The 19,034-nt window shown below is 42.1% G+C and carries 11 protein-coding genes; 1 reads left to right on the top strand and 10 read right to left on the bottom strand.

Features of this window, described 5'->3' with window-relative positions:
- Positions 1 to 8 precede the first annotated feature (8 nt).
- Complete coding sequence (locus H5V42_RS12945; RefSeq protein ID WP_185783593.1) at positions 9 to 3,236, bottom strand: family 78 glycoside hydrolase catalytic domain; 3,228 nt, start codon at positions 3,234 to 3,236, stop codon at positions 9 to 11.
- A gap of 227 nt (positions 3,237 to 3,463) precedes the next feature.
- On the opposite strand from H5V42_RS12945, the gene H5V42_RS12940 reads away from it, so the two are divergent.
- Complete coding sequence (locus tag H5V42_RS12940; RefSeq protein ID WP_185783592.1) at positions 3,464 to 4,363, top strand: AraC family transcriptional regulator; 900 nt, start codon at positions 3,464 to 3,466, stop codon at positions 4,361 to 4,363.
- Positions 4,364 to 4,464: 101 nt separating this feature from the next.
- Here the strand turns inward: H5V42_RS12940 and H5V42_RS12935 are convergent, their stop codons facing one another.
- From H5V42_RS12935 to H5V42_RS12895, 9 genes are all read right to left on the bottom strand, one after another.
- Positions 4,465 to 4,677 (bottom strand): DUF1961 family protein, encoded by a 213-nt coding sequence (locus H5V42_RS12935; RefSeq protein WP_185783591.1) that lies wholly within the window; start codon positions 4,675 to 4,677, stop codon positions 4,465 to 4,467.
- 33 nt (positions 4,678 to 4,710) lie between these two features.
- Positions 4,711 to 5,094, bottom strand: coding sequence for a hypothetical protein (locus tag H5V42_RS12930; RefSeq protein WP_185783590.1), 384 nt, complete (start codon positions 5,092 to 5,094; stop codon positions 4,711 to 4,713).
- A gap of 175 nt (positions 5,095 to 5,269) precedes the next feature.
- Entirely contained in the window at positions 5,270 to 6,766 is a 1,497-nt protein-coding gene (locus tag H5V42_RS12925) for a sulfatase (protein ID WP_185783589.1), read from the bottom strand.
- A 94-nt stretch (positions 6,767 to 6,860) separates the two neighbouring features.
- Positions 6,861 to 8,288, bottom strand: a complete 1,428-nt coding sequence (locus H5V42_RS12920) for a BNR-4 repeat-containing protein (RefSeq protein WP_229665674.1) — start codon at positions 8,286 to 8,288, stop codon at positions 6,861 to 6,863.
- Positions 8,281 to 11,787, bottom strand: coding sequence for a glycosyl hydrolase (locus H5V42_RS12915; protein ID WP_185783588.1), 3,507 nt, complete (start codon positions 11,785 to 11,787; stop codon positions 8,281 to 8,283). The genes H5V42_RS12920 and H5V42_RS12915 overlap by 8 nt, the downstream gene beginning before the upstream one ends.
- Before the next feature lie 8 nt (positions 11,788 to 11,795).
- Positions 11,796 to 14,072, bottom strand: coding sequence for a glycosyl hydrolase (locus tag H5V42_RS12910; protein ID WP_185783587.1), 2,277 nt, complete (start codon positions 14,070 to 14,072; stop codon positions 11,796 to 11,798).
- Positions 14,072 to 15,640, bottom strand: a complete 1,569-nt coding sequence (locus H5V42_RS12905; RefSeq protein ID WP_185783586.1) for a sulfatase — start codon at positions 15,638 to 15,640, stop codon at positions 14,072 to 14,074. Before H5V42_RS12905 ends, H5V42_RS12910 begins: the two co-directional genes overlap by 1 nt.
- A 2-nt stretch (positions 15,641 to 15,642) precedes the next feature.
- Positions 15,643 to 18,117, bottom strand: coding sequence for a heparinase II/III family protein (locus tag H5V42_RS12900; RefSeq protein ID WP_185783585.1), 2,475 nt, complete (start codon positions 18,115 to 18,117; stop codon positions 15,643 to 15,645).
- Positions 18,118 to 18,154: 37 nt separating this feature from the next.
- Positions 18,155 to 19,030, bottom strand: coding sequence for a 3-keto-disaccharide hydrolase (locus tag H5V42_RS12895; RefSeq protein WP_185783584.1), 876 nt, complete (start codon positions 19,028 to 19,030; stop codon positions 18,155 to 18,157).
- Between the last annotated feature and the right edge of the window lie 4 nt (positions 19,031 to 19,034).

Below are 19,034 nucleotides of genomic sequence, written 5' to 3'. Positions count from 1 at the left end.
TATGCCGATTAAAAAATTCTGATTTCTGAAATGGATGGCGGCGCAGTAGCCTTTTCAATTAAAATCCGGCACTTGGTGGTCGTTACCTTTTCGAAATTGTGTTTTTTCGTTACCTTATTTGTGCTGGCAATTGTTACATCCTGCCAAGTACCTTCTTTCCATATCTGGATTTTAAAGTCTGTAATGGCATTGCCTACCTCATTCAATTCAATCATGCTAAAGGTTTGGGGGGCAATCCAAACGACTTCCAAATATTGGTTTTCTACTTCTGCTGCCAACCAGCGGGTTTCATCATCGGAATCATTCGCTTTAAAGGCCTCAAAACCTGGTAGTTTTTCGGTTTCGATATACATGGAAGATGCACTTATCCTCCCCAATTGCGCTAAATTTTCTGTAGTACCCAATGGTGCTGGAAAGGATGTTTTTGGCAACTCCCCTACCTGAAAATCATAAATACCTGAAACCGCTTCAAAAATCACATAGTTACCTACTGCATCATTGGCTTCCACCCCTACATATTGCAGTCCCTCTGCATTCTCAGCAAGCACACCATTTTCCGACACCACTTCTTTAGAGGTTGCGGGCAGATAAATATTGGCCGTGGTATTAATAGGGACTTCCACATGGAAGGTCGCATCTTTCCCCGATTTTTTCCAATTGACCACCACGTTTCCATACATAGATTCGTACTCGGTGTTTGCAAATTCCAAATCGCTGACCACCGCGGGTTTTATCATCATCTGTTGCATACCCGGATGTTCTGGTTGCGGACGAATACCCCCAAAACCTTTAATAAAATAGCCGCCAATACCCGTGTAACAGGTATGGATTTGGCTGACTCCTACGGCCGACCAACGCTCGGGCCACACCGTTTTGCCCTGTTCTAGGAAATAACCGTAGCTGGGGTGGTGTTTATCTTTTAGCAACTCGTAAATCAGATCCATGCGCTCCCCGGATTCTAAAAAATATCGCGTGTACAAGGCCTGACCCGAACTGCCCGTATCGTAATAGGGATACTTGTACAGTATGTTGTCTACCAGATTATTATAGACCTTTTTCTTTTCGGCATCAGGTGTCACTCCCGCCAATAAGGCAAAAGCCTGATTTACTTGTTGGCCGTTAACATATTTTCCTGTTTCAGGGTCATAAGACATTTGGTGCGTGGCGTTGCGCTGCACTTCAAGTCTATCAGAATAGGTGGCCACATCTTCTTCCTTACCTAAGGTGGAAGAAATTTTTACAGCATTATCCAGCATGTAAGCGTAAATACTATTGTTAAAATGCAATGCATTGGGAGAATTGCTACTTGTCCAAAAATTACCTCGCGGGGTACACCAATCTCCTAAACCAGGAAATTCCCGTGCCCCACGTTCTCCGGCAATGAGCGGACCTCCATTTTCATGATCCGAATGTTCGTACATCCACGTCATCCATTTTTGCATGGATTCGTAATTGTCTTCCAACACTTTTTTATCGCCTAACATTCTATAGGTTTCCCAAACGGTCAAGGGGTTATTGGCCTTCCACATTAGAAAGGGTCGGTCGTTCTCATTGATGATGGCCCGTATTTGTCCGTCAGGCAGTTGGGCATCCCTTGTGTATTGTAGGTATTGGTCCATGTAGGCACCACTCTCAAAATTGGGCAGCGCATCGCCATACATGGCAGCGACGGTCACTTCGCCCCAGCCTCGACGTTCCCGATGGGGGCAATCGACCAAAATACCATCCATGGTATTGGCGATATAGGTATCCAAATTGACTTGATAAATTTTATTCAATTGCGGGTCTGATGATTCAAACGAACTGATTTGCTTCCGGTCGTTCGTGACCACATAACCTTTGATGTCTTTTAACTCCGGTTCGTAACTCAAGCCGTGAACGGTCACCCAACGACCACCGGCCACATTAAATCGATTTTCGAATTTACCCTTACCCGTTGTGCCATAGATGTATTTGCTTTTCTGTTTCCAGTTGGAGGTAACCTCTTCTCGGTCGCTGATTTCAAATAAAATGGAATCGCCTTCCTTACCGTTATACAGTTCCATCTCAAAAAAACCGGTGTAATTTTCACCCATATCAATACGATAGGTGCCATCGTCATTTTTGGCCACACCAATAGGTTTTACTTCTTTGAATCGTACCTGTGGTTCTACCATTTGAGAACTCAGTTCAGCAGTGATGGGGGTAAATCGCCTGTTTTTGAATTTGCCCCTGCCAATTAATATATCTTCCAAAACCACCACATCCTCCTTAATCTCTTTCAGTGCTTTATTTAATGCCCTGTGGTCATAAATCGCAGCATTTGCCCAGTCGCTATCATCGTAGGCAAGGGTATTCCAATCGTCTTCTTTTTTTCTATCGTCGATGGTTTCGCCCCCGAAATCCAAAATATCCCAATCACCGTAATATTCGCTATGACTTTTTTTGCATTTCCAAGTTTCGTCGGTATAGAGTGAAATTTGTTCAGAAGCTGTTTCTATTTCGGCCTGAGCCTTAAAGACGAATGGCGGATTTCGATACTCGGTAATCCTGTCCCAACGCGCCCAACCAGCGGCATGCCAAATGGCGATGACATTTTTTCCTTTCTGAAGTAAATCGGTAACATCATAGGTGAGGTAGGGAATCCGCTTTTTCATATAAGAGGAAACGGGATTCATCACGTTTTGGGTGACTTTCTCACCGTTGACATAAAGTTCATGGTACCCAAAGGAGCCTACATAAACCAAGGCCGATTCAACATTTTTAGTTAGTTCAAAGGTTTTACGGTACCAATTATGGTCCGTCTTTTTTTGGTCTTTTTTATGAATCCAATCACCTTTCCAGTCGGTTGTTTGTAAGAGTCCCATCGAAAAATGGGCAACTTCGCTCCAAGGGGAAGCCTGGCCTTTTGCATCCCAAAAACGAACCTTCCAAAAATACTTCTTGCTTGAGGCTAGTACTTCACCTGCATATCTAACGTTTACAGATTGGTCGGAAGTCACCTTCTTCGAATCCCAGACAACAGCATCGTCTTTATTAAAATCACGCGAAACCACAATTTGATAGGCCGTTTGTCTTTCGCCCCTCGTAAAATTTTCTTTCATCAGCTTCCAACTAAATCTAGGTGTCGTATTGTCAATTCCCAAAGGATTTTCGCGGTACTCACATTTTAAATCCGTAACGGTAATCCCAGATTCAGAGTTACATCCTATGAGGATAACAAAAAGTGTTGTATAGAAAAGTCTCAAAATTTTCATGGCATCAATAGTTGAAGGTTATTGTTTTTATCGCACACAAATAGCATATTTTGTTTCTTCATTTTAAGATTGTTATAGATTTCTTTATTGATAAACCAATTACCACAATTGAGTTGATTTCAATTTTTAATAATAAATCCCCATTTAACTTTCATAATTCATACAATTTCGAGAAAAAGTAACCCAAGACCAATTAACAATTTGATATATTTATTGCACAAAATGATATGGAAAATAGCTATCGAAAATACTTATTGGTCTTTGAACGGGACAAGGCTTGGGGATTTTACATCAACAATCTGGGGCGGACCAAAATTCCAGCAAACTCCAACTATCCAAGTACGAATCATCCTGATTCTTATATGTTTTCTTGGGAAAACGGCAGGGTTTTGAATGAATTTCATCTAGTATTGATTACCCAAGGGGAAGGGGAATTTGAAAGTAATCCCACAGGAAAGGTCAGGCTTTTGAATGGGGATGTATTCTTGCTCTTTCCAGGGGTTTGGCACCGGTATAGACCAGAGCAAAATAGTGGCTGGACGGAACGATGGATAGGTTTTTCAGGTACGATTGCCAGGCAGTTCATTGCCAATGGATTTTTCAGCCCTGAAGACCCGATAATTTCCAATGCCGACCAAGCCCAAATTTTAACCCTTTTCGACAGGCTCTTTTTGTTATTTGAAAGAGAGGACTTTGGTTTTCAACGAACAGCTTCTGCACTTTGTTTACAGCTCATGGCTGAATTGTATAATCTAAAGGCAGGGGGGCTAAATGTAGCGGAAATGAATACCATGGTCAACCAAACAAAGTCCATCATGTACAATCATATCGATTCATCCATCAAGCTAAAATTAATTGCCAAGCAGCTTGGGGTAAGTTATTCCAAGTTTCGACTGGATTTTAAAAAACAGACCGGAGTATCTCCTTTACAATATTTTTTAAGCTTAAAGATTGAAAGAGCCAAGGAGCTCCTCTTGGCTACGAACAAAACGCAGAAAGAAATTGCCTTTGAATTGGGGTTTGAAAGTGATTTTTATTTTAATCGAATTTTTAAAAAGAAAACGGGAATTTCACCTGGGAAATTTAGAAGTGGTACTAAAATCAAACGGCCATCACTGCAATTTTGAGGTAGTATGGTCCAAATAAATTGATTTTAACCTAAGTGAAGCTAATCTGAAATCCATAGGGAGAATCCGACAAAAATCATCAATCCAAAACTCAGCTGTACTTATTTCGTATAAATCTTGAAATTAGTGTAGCGTGCAGAACGCGTATGCATATGCCTTAGTCCTATTCTGCCGTCTTTAATTGGTACTATATTGGATATATCCCATTCAAAATATTGTTCTATACCATTATGCTCCATTTTAAAACTGAGTTTTTCCGCAGTTTTGATGGCCGCAATGTGGTAAGTCTTACCAGTTTCAAAAAATCCTTGCATATCAAAAGAAGGTTTAATTTGCGTGCGCTGGAACTATTGTTCTCTCAGCTTTGGATATCTTCTGGCCCTAACGTAATGAAAACCATCTCCGGTATTTCCAAAAGCAGCAAAACTAATATGAAAGACGTTCATATTCTCAAAGTACTCGCGCATGGCTGGTACTTCGCGCTTCTTATTCCATTTAGAAATATCTTCTACATGAGGCCCTTCCCCATCACCGGTAGCTTGGATATATAGGATATTCATGTATTTGTTGGCCGTATCAGTCCTAGTGTAATCGAATTCTATTTTCATATCTCCGTAAAAGGATTCTTTTGTCCATAAAACTGCATGGTGCGCATCATTCGCCGCCTCGGGTCCCGCTTTAAAATGCATTCCGTTATCTGAGTTTTCTATGCTGGCTTCCAGACCGTCCAAGAACCAAAGTTTTGACCAATCTTCGGTACAGTCATCATGAAATGTCAAATTCCATTCTCCACGATCACTACCTTTTTCCGAGACTAACGCTTGGTTGTTTTTACAGCTCATCATAACAACTATTGCTGCTATACAGATGAGGATTGCTTTCATTATACCCGATTCTTGTATGATTTTATTTAATTGAACTCGTTCTGGCTTTCTGCTCTACAAAATAAGGCTGGAATTTATACATGGATTTTTCATCCCAATTGGCATTGTTATCAGGTAGCAGCTTCTTTAATTCTTTGATTTTGTCATTATATTCATCGTTACCTGCAACATTTTCCCATTCATTGGGATCTTTGCTATGGTCGTACAACTCTTCTGTACCATCTTCATACTGAATATATCTAAACCGATGGGTTCGTACCGCATGATTGTTCATACCGTAGGTTGTTAAGGCATAAGATTCCTCAACGCCTGCATCTTTATTCATCATTGGAACTAAGCTTTTGCCTTCATTTTTATCATATGCAGGAAGCCCACTTAACTCTAATAAGGTTGGATAAATAGACAGCATTTCTACAGGAGCATCAATTTTTTTGCCTTTAGTTAAGTTAGGTGCCGCAAATAATAATGGTGCTTTGGTTGCGGTTTCCCAGAGCCCGTGTTTCGCAAAGGTTTCTTTTTCCCCTAAGCGGTACCCATGGTCAGACCATAGAACAATTATTGTATTATTTGCGTATACACTATTCTCCAAAGCATCTAAAACGCGACCTAATTCATTATCTACATAACTGATGCAGGCTAAGTAAGCTTGTACAATTTTTTTCCAGTTACCCGTTTTTTTAGCCCATTGTGTTGTTGGCATCATGGGCAAATCGTTTATCTGTAAACCAACATTGGGTATATCATTTAAATCGTCTGCTCGGTAAGGTGGGGTTTCAATCTCCTCCAAAGGATATAAATCAAACCATTTTTGAGGAACATATAAGGGCACATGAACCCGTAAAAAACCAAGTCCTAAAAAAAAGGGCTTGTCATAATCCCTTTGTAAGCGTTCTATGGCCCAATTGGCAGATGCATGGTCTGGCATTAAAGTGTCTTGTTCAGGAAAGGCACCCCAATCCGTACTGGTTTTTCCATGAACTCCCCTGATACCTTTTCCAAAACCGTCCCAAACAAATCGCTTTTCAGGTACCGGGCCAAAGCCTGGCACCCTACCACCAGATTCGTGAAACACACTATCGGGCGCATGGATATGGAATAACTTGCCAATACCCATGGTATGGTAACCATTTTTACCAAAATATTCAGGTAAAAAGGTGATGTGCTTTGTAGCGGGATTTTCTGGTCTTCGAATCTCATTATCGCCAATCATTCCGTAAATACCTGTATTTGATGGCCGTAGACCTGTCATAATCGATGCTCTTGAAGGACCACAAAGTGGTGCCTGTACATGTGCATTGGTAAAGGTCACCCCCATTTTGGCCAACCTATCAAAATTGGGGGTTTTTACATTTGAAAAGTTATCGATTGGACCTATCATATTATTCAAATCGTCCACAGATATAAATAATATATTGGGACTAGTAGTTTTCTCTAAAATAGGTTTTTCCTTATTTACTTTGGGTTTGCAAGAATTTAATGTCATACTTACAACTACCAAACAACACACTATTTTATTCATCTGTTTATTTTTATTGTTTTTTCATAGGTCAGATGTAATTCGCCAATAACCATCTTGGTGAGTATCAAGACTTGTTATGGCTCATTTCATACGTTTACTTTTTTGATTCTTCTAATACGTTTGCACCTTCTTTTTGCCTTAAAATTGGGCCATCATCCCCTAACAAATACATTCTTCTGTAATCTGTACCAGGTTTTCTTTCCGCTACTATCAATCGGGCCTCTGGGTGCGAATTTTGAATTAATGTAGAAATGGCAAAATTGGCCTCGGGTTTGGTCAATAAGATTCGCGATTTTTGAAAGGAGTTGCCATGTGCTGGGGCATCCCATCGTGCTACTTCTCCGGTTCCTTTCGAATTTTGTGCGGCAATATAAAACTGAACCTCGTTATTGGAAGTCAGTTCGATATCTCCATTGCCAATGGGCAGGCCGGAATTTTGAACTGAAACCCATTCGGTGTCATCCCATTTGAAATAGCGCATGCGTTTAGGACCACTTCTTTTTTCGCCAATATCAGGTCCTACGGTGATGCCGATATGCGGATTTCCATTAGCGTCTACCTCGGTAACTCCTTGAAAAGTCCAATCCGTTCCTGTATTTGCCACCAAAGCCTTTTCATCTGCCATTTCTTTGGTCAAGGGTATTTGTAAGGGTTCATTTTTTACGTTTTTCCATTTCCCAAGCTTGGTGTCAAACACCATGTAATACACATGATGTCTTTCGGGTATATGCCCGCGTTTGTCTTGGGCGTTCTTATTGTCCCTACAAATATGGTAATCAAATGCTACGATGATATCGTCTCCGTGACCTCTACCCAACCAAGGGTACCAAGAGTCTTCGGCCTCTATTTCCGTTCTGCGTTTGTGTTTTAAAAATGAAATGGGTTCGCCGAAAGTACGTCCGTTATCCGTAGATTTTTGGTACACCCAATTGCTGCGGTGCGCCCCGTGGCGATAGAATAAATAGATATCACCGTTATCCATTTTAATCATTTGATTATAGGTGCCAAAGGGTGAAATGTTATCCAAGGTTTCCCAACTGGTAATATCCAATGGTTTTTTTGAAACCGCGTGCAGGTTTTTACCATAATGATGATTCCCCAAGGTATTTTCCCCGTGTTTTTTCATGCCGCCATGCCCCCCAAAAGTGATGTGTATATAGCCGGCGTCATCAATCAGCATTGAAGGCTTGCCGTGGTTGTCTATTCTCTTTTTGCGGTTAGGGTCCTTTCCCATTTCGCTTATGCCAGCCCTAAACGGTCCCTTCCATTCTTTGGTCCCATGGTTGTAGGAGGCTACGTAGGGGTCTTCTTTTGGACCTTGGTAGCAGACGTAAGTGATACCTTCATGGTAAATACCGGCAGGGTGTTGCACCACGGCAACTGCATTGCCAAAGCCGTTATCCGCAAAAAAGTCGACCTCCGGCACATTATTTTCTGTTGTTGGTACGTTTTTTTTACTCGAATTACATGCGAACAGCAATACCGAAATGAATAGTAATAACATTGCTTTTTCTTTACTCATCATCGATATTTTTTAATTCCAAAACAATTATTTTAACCGGACCCAAAAGACCAGATGTCAGCAAGGCATCATCGGCTTTCCAATGGTTCCAAGAAGTAAATGTGCTGCGTTCCGTTGGGCGGTCTTTCCCTTCCGTTAGCCAAGCAGGCCATTCTTTTATTTGATTTCCTTTACGTTCATAGTCCAATGGTAAATTTTCGTCACCGATCAACCGATTGGGCCATAGATTGGTAACCTTTATTTCAAGGGTATTTTGCCCTGCTTTGACTAGGTTGTCGATAGGAAGTCGAAACGGTGGTTTCCATAAGACGCCCACTTGTTGACCATTGACAAACACTTCGGCAATGTTGTGTACACTGCCCAAATCCAGTAACAAACTATTTTCAGTACCGATTACATCCTTTGAAACCGTAAACTGTTTTTTATAGCTGGCCGTACCTGAAAAGTGCCGAATGTCGTCTTTAGTGGAGGTTGACCAAGAAATAAGTGTGTCAAAAGTGGCTTTTTTCTCGGGGAATTCCACTTCCCATGCGCCACGTAGTTCAATGGGTTCGGGGGTGGATTTTACTTCGACCGTTTTACTTTTTCCGTCCGCAGTCGCATAGGTTAAGACACCGGGATAAGGCGTTGCCCATTGTATGGCCCCATTTTTAAATAGCAGTTCGGGTTTTGGAAGGTCTTTTGACAGTTTAAGTATTCCACCTTTGGGGATGCTGCGTGTATATTCTTCCCCATCGGTGTTATAGGTGAGTTTTAAGGCGGTCTTATTGCCTTCGAGGTCTTTTGCGCCTATCAATTCATCTTGTATGGGAATATCGAGATTACCCGCTGCCACCATATCCTGTATTTTAGCGGTAATGTCGTGGATTTTGTAATTGGCTGGTACTCCTTTGGTCTCTGCCTTGAACTTACCAAAGACGGCCTTTAATATTCTTAGTGGCTCTTGGAACGCTTCAATGTGTATATGCTCTCTTTCTTCCGCAACCAGTTGATGGATTTTTTCACCGATTTGATATTCCATTCGGAATTCTTTCTTGTACCCCATGGCCGGGTCACAATCGCAGAACGCACGAGTCATCCTAAAATCAAGCTTTCCATTCGTTACCGCAGCGGAAACCTTATCTGTAATATCGATTAGACCTTCCTGTAAAAATGTCCCATACTCCGCTTTAATTACTTCCAAATTGGAAAGCGGCTCTAAATCCGGTCGTTGTATTTTTATCGAGGTTTCAACCAGATGCGGCTTGGTAATTGAATTTCTGAAAACCACAAATACGGAGGCTTCCATACCCAAGGAAATAGGAACGGTTGTAGTACCATCGGTATTTTCGGTAAACACTAATAGATCTTTGGTCTCTCCAGTTTCGGCATTCCATAATTCCGGCTGTTTGCCCGAAACCCTAAATCGACCTAAAATATCCCGACTTTCTTTTCTTGCATTGGCGATAAAATAGATATCGGCTTCCTTGGTTTTTCTATGGATGAAATTGATATCGGACCCATCACCACGTTCCACATTGAAATCCGCAAGTACCTCACTCTGTATTAAGTAGTTTTCGATGGAGGTATCTTTTACTGCTTCTGAATCCCACAAGGTTTTTGCCAAGGCTTGTATTTCGGCATCGGCATTGGAGTGATTTTCAAGGCTGGGGGACTTCTTCGGTTTCGCCCCAATGACCTTTGCTCCGTCAGCTACCAACTGCTCTACTTTTTTAATGGTTTCCGGCTTCATCCATTCCGAGGCGGTTAATTGTAGCACTTTATACGGACCGCTTTTTGAGGTATAGATTTCTCCATTTTCTACGAATAGTTCTTGCAGTTTGTTTGCCCCTATCAAATCGTAATCATAGCCCAAATTCTTGATTTCGGGCTTTAAAAAAGCTGTGTTTGGAGAAGATTCTCCAGTAAACACCAATACGTCTGCCACGCTTTTGCCTTGTTGTAATAAAAACTGCGAACGTGCAATGTAATCCATATAAACACTGCTTTGTTGCCACCAGGTATTCAAACGGTTAAAATCCGTACCGTGATAGCTCAGCGCTAATCCCGGGGCCACATCCCAAGGCTGGTGCACGTAAGTATGAAAAATAAAACGGGTAATGCCTTCTGCCCAAGCCCTGTCACCGATGGATTTCAATTGGGCAGGATGCTCGTTCCAACCACCAACTCCGGTAAAAGACTCCGCACCGACTATGGAACTGCCATTTAAATGGGCTATGGAGGAAACGAATTTTGGGGAATCAAAAAATGGGTAGCCACCGCTCCAGAACTCACACATGACGATATCGCCGGTGGCACCAACCTGCATATTGTCAAAAGGTCCCCAATACGGTTCCACGGATAATTTCATTCCGTTTTGGTGGCACAGCTCACGAAAATGGGCGTAGTAGTTTTCGGCAATCAAATCGCCAATAGTTCTTCTAAAATCCCATAGAAAGCGTTCGGAAATTTCGCCGCCATCTATATAATAGCCCGCCAAAGTTGGCAAATAGGCTGTTAGGTCGTACCCCCTTAATTTTTCAAATTCCGTATCAAAGCCTACCGTCCAATTGGTGGTTTCTACTTCGTAACTATCAATTAAACAATTGTTTACCGTGGTACCGACCAAATCTCCCAATGTATCAATAATGGGCTGTACCCCACCTTGCCAATAGGCATCAACGGCCGTTTTACTCATTTTATCAACCTCTAGGCCCTTGGCTTCCAAAGGAGCTGGTCGGTTCGTGGTACCTATTGGGGTGTGTCCCATTCTTAGGATAATCCACTCGCCCTGCGGTGCCTTCCATTTCAACATTCCATCTTCCGAGAGTTTGGAGGTAATATCAATAATTGCGTCTTTAGAAACAACGGCGTCTTTTGAAATACTTTTCGTATCCGGTACTAAATGATTCCGGATGCGTTCCGAGAGGTTTTTATAATCTAGATTATCAATCTTGATGTCCGCTTTTGGTTTTGGAAATGCCAATATGGCTATGTCCCTGTAGTACTCAAATTTCGTTTCAGGTTTTGGTAGGACAGCGTTAATTGGTTGTCCTCCTTTCACTTCAAGTTCACTAAAAACCACGGTTTGCATGGCATGGGCTTCTGTTACCCAAGGTCCGCCACTAGACGACCAACCCGGACCGTTGTGAAATGCCAACTCCAAATCCAACCGCTTTGCCTCTTCGGCGGAGAACTTGAACAAATCCAGCCATTCCTCGCTTAGATATTTTACGGGACCCTGTGGAAAACCCAAATGCACGTTGAATAATTGCGCTTCTTGAATTCCCACGAACTTCATCGCTTCCAAGTCTTTTGTGATTCCAGATTTGGAGACATTACCACTCAGCCAATGCCACCAAGTGCGTGCTTTGGCCTCATTTGGCGGGTTTTGGAAGCCATCGCCCAAACTGAGTGGTGAAATTGATTTATGGTTTTGACCATACAAGATGGCCGAAGGTGCGCAAAAAAGAAATTGAAATGCGACTAAGAGAACTAATTTTGTACCTGTTGATTTCATTTTTGCCCTTAGTTTGATATCCAAAACGTAGCACTCACTGGTGCTAATTTTAAGTTAGCTTTTGTATACTGTTTATTTTCTTTTTCTAGATGTTCGGTATCCTTTAGGATGGAGATGTTCCCCGTATGCGGATTGGTCTCGTACAGCTCAAAATTTCCTTTTAGGCTTACCTCCGTGGTAATGGGTTCATCGCTGGAATTGGAGAAGAAATAGATTTGCCTACCGTCTTTTATTTTATGGATGTAATTGAATTTCCCAAAATCCGTAGCCAATATTGGATTAGGTGAAAATTGAACATCGGGAGCTAGACTTGTATTAATCGCATCGGATACATTTTGTTCATTTGGATGGGGAATATGAATGGCCTTTCCCTTAGAAGGATTATCGTTATGCTTGGTTTTCGATGTCAATGGAGCTTTTGGGTCTATTCCGAATATTTCTTTGACCAAGGTTTGCACTTTTTCATCTTGACCCATCTTTGAAGATTTAAACGGTAACTGTCCCGTTGAAATCACCAAACCGCCCTTATCGTAATATTCCTTTATTTTTTGCAAGGTTTTTAATGAAATCACTTTGCATCCCGTAAGGATAAGTGCCTTATAGTTTTGCGCATTTTCCAAATTATTCAGGCGTACCGAACCTTGGTCAATTTCGTATTTGTCATCCAGAAAATACTCGGGGTGGATAAACGTAAAATCTTGTCTAATATCGTTGGTCAACAATCCACTAATTTCTTGATAATTGGTTTCCGGGGAAACAAAAAATCCCTGTCTTGGATTATCGGGGTCTTCAAAACGGTACCATCCTGCGAGTTCTTCAAAGGGATAAAAAACACCTACTTCGGATACACGTTTCCCGCCTTGCAACAGCATACACGACCTGCCGACAAATTCGGAATAAGCGGGCAAGGCAGGAGCTATTTTTTCACTATAGGGAGAAACGAGCGGCGAAATATAAACTTGTTCAGGGTTATACCACAAGCCATGCGGCACCACAAAATTGACCCCGCGGGAAAAAATATCCATAACGGATCTGTAGAGCATTAGCGAGTCGAAGGTTTTTTCCTTGTACGCCCCATAGATTTCAGTAGAGACGACAGGTCTGTCGTAATAATCGGCTGCAGAACTGATGAGCTTATGTCCGTTTTGTCCAAATTGATATCCGATAATGGCATCGGTCAAGGGCATGGCGGTATGCCGGAAGAATTTAAAAATATCCCCGTTCATATCAATGGGCGTGGGGTCATAATTACCGGGTGGGTGCCCGGTGTCTTTTAAACCGTTCGCTTTTGCCCATTCACCTATTAATTTGGGAAAACCTTCTGCCAGCAATTCTGCCCTCGTATTAAAAAACGCATGGCGTACCGATTCCGTTTCGGGTCCAATGTTGTACCAAAGCGCAGGATACCAAGGCTTAGGGTCGTAACCATGTAATTCCTTAAATTTTTCATTGAATTTACCCGTCCAAGTCCGTGGGTGTTTCCAAAAACCGACATCATCAAAAAAGGTGGTTTTAATGGTATTGCCGAAATAGGAACCAAAGTTTTCTTTATGTACGTCATAGGTCAGTTCCATCATTTTACGCACTGCCACGGTATCTAAATAATCAACTACGGGATATGCTTTGTGGTAACTATCTTTTACCATAAGGAAGTACATAATCTTCCAATTCCCTTCGGGAACTTTCCATTTTGTGACTCCTTTATCAATAAACAAACTCAGTTCAATACGCTCTAGGGTTTCTGCATTCATGGCGACCGCTGAAAGTAATTGTCCCGCTGGCACCCGTTCACTTAAATTGGCCGGACCTGTGATGGTTTTTTCCACCTTATCCAATCGTTTCATGGTATGCTCTGGAAACAGTTCGCCTAATTTCCCGCCTGCCATTCCACTTGGAAAATCATTGTCATCATAGAGAATGACCTCCATATCCAATTCCTCGGCCGTGTCCAGTACATCTTGAAAACGGTTCAGATATTCCGCAGAAAGAAATTCTGGTGTAGTTCCCGGCCTATCATTTTTTTTAGGGGCAAGGGGCAACACGCTTATTCCAGAAAAGCCTCCGAGTTCTTTGGCATCTTTCATTTGTTGGTGGATGCCTTCCGTGGTCAACTCCCCATTGATGTGCCAAAAGGGCATGGGTTTATATTTATTTGGTGGATGCTTGAAATCTTCGATTAAGTTTTTGGAAACCCCTTGTTTTTCATTGACACATGAACTGAGTAAGAGTGCAAAACATAAAGCCCATAACCAACCTATCGTGTGTTTTCTTATTCTATTTTCCATTAGTCTTTGGTTGTTTGACTGCCCCACCAATCCGCATTGGGTTTAAAATCGGGACGTAACATTTGTAATCGTTGTTCTTCTAGTTGTCGCAGTTTTTGTGTGGCTATTTTTTGAAGGTAGGCGTTTTCCAATTCAGCATCATATAGGGCATCTGACATAGGAAATTCAGCACCTGTACTTTCTAAATACTCAAAAAGTTCCTGCTTTAATTGCGCAGTTACAACTTCGTTAGCTTCGGAAACGTCAGTTGCCTCGCCAACATCTGTTTTTAAATTATACAGCGCATCCCGGCCATCTTCGTGATAATGAATCAATTTCCATTTACCCCTTCGGATGATGGACGAGGGTTCACCACCTTGGTTCCCATAATGAGGATAATGCCAAATCAAAGGACGCTCTTTCAAGGCTTCTCCAATCAACAATGGTTTTAGACTGGTACCGTCTTGATGTTGTTGGGGTTTGAGGTCAAGACCGGTAAAATCTAAAATGGTAGGATACAAATCAGCTCCCGTCACTGGAACGTCTGAGGTTCTTTCTTGAGTTTCTAACCAAGGCACTTTAATGAAATAAGGTTCTTTGATACCGCCTTCAAATTGGTATCCCTTACCACCTCTTAAAGGGAAGTTGGTTGTGGCATAATTATCCCCAGAAACCACACCACCATTGTCTGAAGTAAAAATGACCATGGTGTTTTTATCCAGCCCAAGGGCTTGAAGATTGGTTAACACCTTTCCGACCGCATCATCCATACTTTCGACTAGGCCCGCGTATACGGGATTGTCTTGTTGTTGCCGTATTGGTAAAAAATGACCCATTTCAAAACCTACCTTGGCAATACCATTTTTAACTGCCTTTGCTTGATATTTGCTCCATTTTTTTTCGGTGGTCTGTATGGGGCCGTGAACCGCATAAAAGGATAGAAAAGCAAAAAAAGGTTGCGCTTGATGCGCTTTTATAAAACTGACGGTTTCATTCGCCAAACGCATACTTAGGTTTTCACCGTCTTTATTATTGTCTAAATTCGGATTGTTGAACGGCGAAAAATAGCCTCCACGGGGGCTTCCTGAACCGGTGCCACCGATATTGATGTCAAACCCATGGTCTTCGGGCCAAGACCCTTTCTCGCCCAGATGCCATTTTCCGGCAAAAAAAGTAGTGTACCCCCTAGCCTTTAAAGCTTCCGCAAGTGTTATATCTTCTGATGGTAGTTCCCTTATGTATTCTGGTGGCAGCAGTTTATTGAACCGTCCCTTTTTTCGCCATGCCTCGCCCGCAGCTGCGCCAATCCAATCGGTAATACCATGCCGTGCCGTAAACTTTCCGGTCATAATGCTCGCCCTAGACGGACTACAGACCCTTGAGTTGGCGTATCCTTCGGTAAAAACGGTACTTTCACTTGCTAGTTGGTCAATATTAGGAGTTTCATAGAAACTATCGTTTCTAAAACTCATATCGTTATAGCCGTAATCATCCACCAAAATGAACAGCACATTCTTATGTGATTTCGGTTTTTTACAACTTGCCATGACAAACAAGACAAGAAGGATAATAACTTGACTTGTTTTCATCTTTAATCTATTTGCTTAAAACGTTCTATTCCCCTTCTATCGTTTGCTGCTTCCAATGCGTTTTTTTGCCACTGCAAACGGGCTCCTTCACCAATATATAAAATGACTTCGTTTTGATCCAAACCATTAACGGTACGGACAATACCAAACCTACCCTCAAACAATAAGTCCAGTTCCGTATTGTGATATAAAGCGTCTTTCTTTTCTTGTGAGATGATATAATCTGTAATTTGGATTGCACCGACTTTGGATACGACTATGGCACCCAAAAGTTTATCTCCATCCCATAGGGGATTGACTTTTTCAACGCTTGATGCTTCGTTTAATGAAGGTTCCAAAATCGCCACAAACGGTCGCTTCCATGCCTCTCCCTCTTGTCTAATTGCAAGTACTTGCGTCTTTTTGTACACATAGCCATGTTTAGCTTCTCTAGTGGGTGGTGCCAAGGCTTTGGTGTATGCCCTAGAAACCCCATTAGGAACAAATAGGTGCATGTATCGGTCATCGTATTTTACATCAAATCTTACTTTGACCGCTTTGTCCGTTGCTTTGGTGGTTTCGGTTTCTTCAAAATAACGCCAACCAGGTGATTTGGTTACATCGCCAATATCATTTTGATAGCGGTCTGTTGGTTGTAAAGCTAGTTCTTGGCTACTGGAATCTAGAATATGCGCGCTATCACCAATATTGTGGTAGATATAATCATGAAACTTATTCTCCCCATTTGACTTGGAGCGAAAAACATCCAAGTAATATCCTGTAGTTGCACTGGTTCTAATCGTGCTCAGTGTGCGCTCTTGTGTTGCATCGTTCACGGTATCCTCTAAAAATTGGGTCGCAAAACTGAATTCATCGGCAATCCCTTCTTCCAAATGTTTTGGTTCGGCGGCTATATTGGCCACGGTATTTTGCCAAACGTTTGCCCTCCGTTTCCAAGAGCCCTCATCAAGTCCATGCGAGGTTCCGTTTACCACAATGGTATTGTTGCCTGCATATAACCTAAAATAATGTTCGTGAAGCGGTATTTGTCTTTCGGGTACTGTAGGCGGAAGTCCAGCATTGGGCGCCATGACGTAGCCTGCGCCATAAAGCTCCATTGAAATACCCGTTACGTGTGAATGCACGTAGTGAGCGCCCCCGATGATTCCGCAGAGTCCGAATAGCTCGTTTTTTTCGGGTACATAATTTCGCTCTAGGGCTACTCCGGCATGGGTTACGACAACGGTTTTTTTATTGAAATCTAATTGTTCATCCTGTTTTTTGGGGATAGGCACTCCCCAAAACAGTTGTAAGTGCTGGTATTGGTCGTAAGGGCCGCTACTGGTCATACTAGGTCGGTAACCACCATTGGCCTCATAGGCTTGTTGTAAGGCCAATTTGGCTTTCTGTTCAATTGTAGTATACCTACGCCGTTGGGCAACATGTAGCGCATAGCGGTAATTGTTGGCGGAGAAATCATTATTTCGTTTAGAATCACCGTAGCGAACAAACCGTCGGTCGGGGTGCCTTAAGTAATCGTATAAAAAGCTGCCGTTGAAAATATATTTTGCCTCTTCCGTCACCTTGAGTTCTGGTTTGATACGGTCGATGATGTTGAGGTTCATCGATACAATGGGCATAAAGCCATAGCTCAGCGACTCTGGCCATAATCCCTGCTCAGAAAAAATGGGCAGAATGGTGTTTTTAAAGGAATTTTGATGTGCCGTACCCTTCTCCCAAAAGATATTGAACAATCGTTCACGTTCGGTATCATCTTCGATACATAAGATGGTGAACAAAGCGCCAGGCGAAGTCAGAATTGGATGGTTGCTAACCACCTTACCGTGAATATCAGGTTTTCCGTATTCCTGAAGTACGTTGCCGACGATATTTTTCAGGGCTTTTTGTGCTTGTCCATTGTCAAAGGGAATATATTTTTCTTTGGAAATGCTGTATACTTTAGTGCCTTCTTTTTTTAGAAATGGATGTATGAAATCGTAGGTCAACGCAATATGTGGATAGGTGGTTCTGGGGTCAAAAAATGCATTGCCAGTTATGGTCGTCGTTTGTGGTGAACGGGGAGCCAATTCTTCGATGTAGACTTGTAAAATATCAGCCGCGAACTGCGCATATGCTTCTTCTTGGGTGAGGTAATACAACATGCCTGCTTCCGATGCCAATTTCAATAAGGCATAGTGTTGTGCGGCCAAAGGTGAGGCAGCCTGTTCCCCTTTCTTTTTTCTACCACTGCTAAATACAGGTATATTGCCCAAAACCTCGGTCGGCTTTGTTGCGTGAACTTTTAGTTTGGTGTCAATATTTTGATGCAGTTCCTCTACGATTGCCTTTGCCCAAGAATGGGTTTCAATTGTTTTTAACAGTTCAGCTCTTTCACTGCTGGTTGTATAAATTACTGGATGTTCTAAAGATTGGGCACCCACTAATCCGATGCAAAACAGCAAGGTCAACTGTGTTATAAGTAATCTCAACTGTTTCATTTATGGTGTTTGTTTTTATTTGAACAATGTGTTAAACTTAAGGGAGTTCCCTATCTATCCATTTTGGAAATTTTGAAATAGGACGAAGGTGCATGTCCTTGATATAACATTCCGCACTTTCCGATTGTATCTGTAGCTGTCCTGAATCCAGTATGTTTCCTTCCTTTGAAATCGCATCGGTCAATGCCAGCACCACATTTCCATTAACTACATGTGCCGAACTATCGCCCAACACGTAAAGATCAACGCGGGTCCACTGTCCGTGCGGACTTTCAACGTCAATTTTACGCTTTACACGTACACCATTATTTATCAAATTGGAACCGTCCGACCATTTGCCCTCTTCATCCACGGTTACTTTTGCTTTTGTGCCCGCCAAAGTGTACAAGTCGCCAAAATCACCTTCCTGAATTTGAAATTCAAGACTAGACTTCCAAACGTTCCAAAACGCACCATGTTCTCCGTGACAATGATAGAGCAGACCGTTATCCCGTTTGCGTTCCAAACGCGGTTCATATTTTCTTTCGCCCCATCTGAACAAAAAAGTGAGGTGGTAGTTGGCATATTCTTTTTTTGACGTTAGACCTGCATATACCTCTCCTGATATATTAAGGATAAGCTCACCGTTTTCATCTTCGGTCACTGAGAAAATACCCATGGGGTCGCCCAGACCAATAGGTGCTTTATTTGCTCCATTTTCATCTTTTTGATAGTTTTTTGGAAGGTTTTTGACAGAGGGTTCAGGTACCCCTGTCCATACTTCCCATTCCGATAGGTTTTGGTCCAAAAGGGATACCCAATCTTTTGATTTAATTTTTTTAATTGGATTTTTAAAATCTTTTTGTGCCATCATTTGATAATGACCCGTGACTAAAAAGACCGAGATTATCACGATAAGGGTATTGTTTTTCATGGAG

Origin of the sequence: Croceivirga lutea (assembly GCF_014235875.1) — a bacterium.
Taxonomy (GTDB): Bacteria; Bacteroidota; Bacteroidia; order Flavobacteriales; family Flavobacteriaceae; genus Croceivirga; species Croceivirga lutea.
Note: the sequence above shows the minus strand (reverse complement) of the source record. Positions and strands in the feature narration are given on the sequence as shown.

Excerpts from the sequence above, each read along its gene's own strand:
- H5V42_RS12945 (WP_185783593.1), bottom strand. The coding sequence starts at position 3,236 with ATGAAAATTTTGAGACTTTTCTATACAACACTTTTTGTTATCCTCATA.
- H5V42_RS12940 (WP_185783592.1), top strand. The coding sequence starts at position 3,464 with ATGGAAAATAGCTATCGAAAATACTTATTGGTCTTTGAACGGGACAAG.
- H5V42_RS12935 (WP_185783591.1), bottom strand. The coding sequence starts at position 4,677 with ATGCAAGGATTTTTTGAAACTGGTAAGACTTACCACATTGCGGCCATC.
- H5V42_RS12925 (WP_185783589.1), bottom strand. The coding sequence starts at position 6,766 with ATGAATAAAATAGTGTGTTGTTTGGTAGTTGTAAGTATGACATTAAAT.
- H5V42_RS12920 (WP_229665674.1), bottom strand. The coding sequence starts at position 8,288 with ATGAGTAAAGAAAAAGCAATGTTATTACTATTCATTTCGGTATTGCTG.
- H5V42_RS12915 (WP_185783588.1), bottom strand. The coding sequence starts at position 11,787 with ATGAAATCAACAGGTACAAAATTAGTTCTCTTAGTCGCATTTCAATTT.
- H5V42_RS12910 (WP_185783587.1), bottom strand. The coding sequence starts at position 14,072 with ATGGAAAATAGAATAAGAAAACACACGATAGGTTGGTTATGGGCTTTA.
- H5V42_RS12905 (WP_185783586.1), bottom strand. The coding sequence starts at position 15,640 with ATGAAAACAAGTCAAGTTATTATCCTTCTTGTCTTGTTTGTCATGGCA.
- H5V42_RS12900 (WP_185783585.1), bottom strand. The coding sequence starts at position 18,117 with ATGAAACAGTTGAGATTACTTATAACACAGTTGACCTTGCTGTTTTGC.
- H5V42_RS12895 (WP_185783584.1), bottom strand. The coding sequence starts at position 19,030 with ATGAAAAACAATACCCTTATCGTGATAATCTCGGTCTTTTTAGTCACG.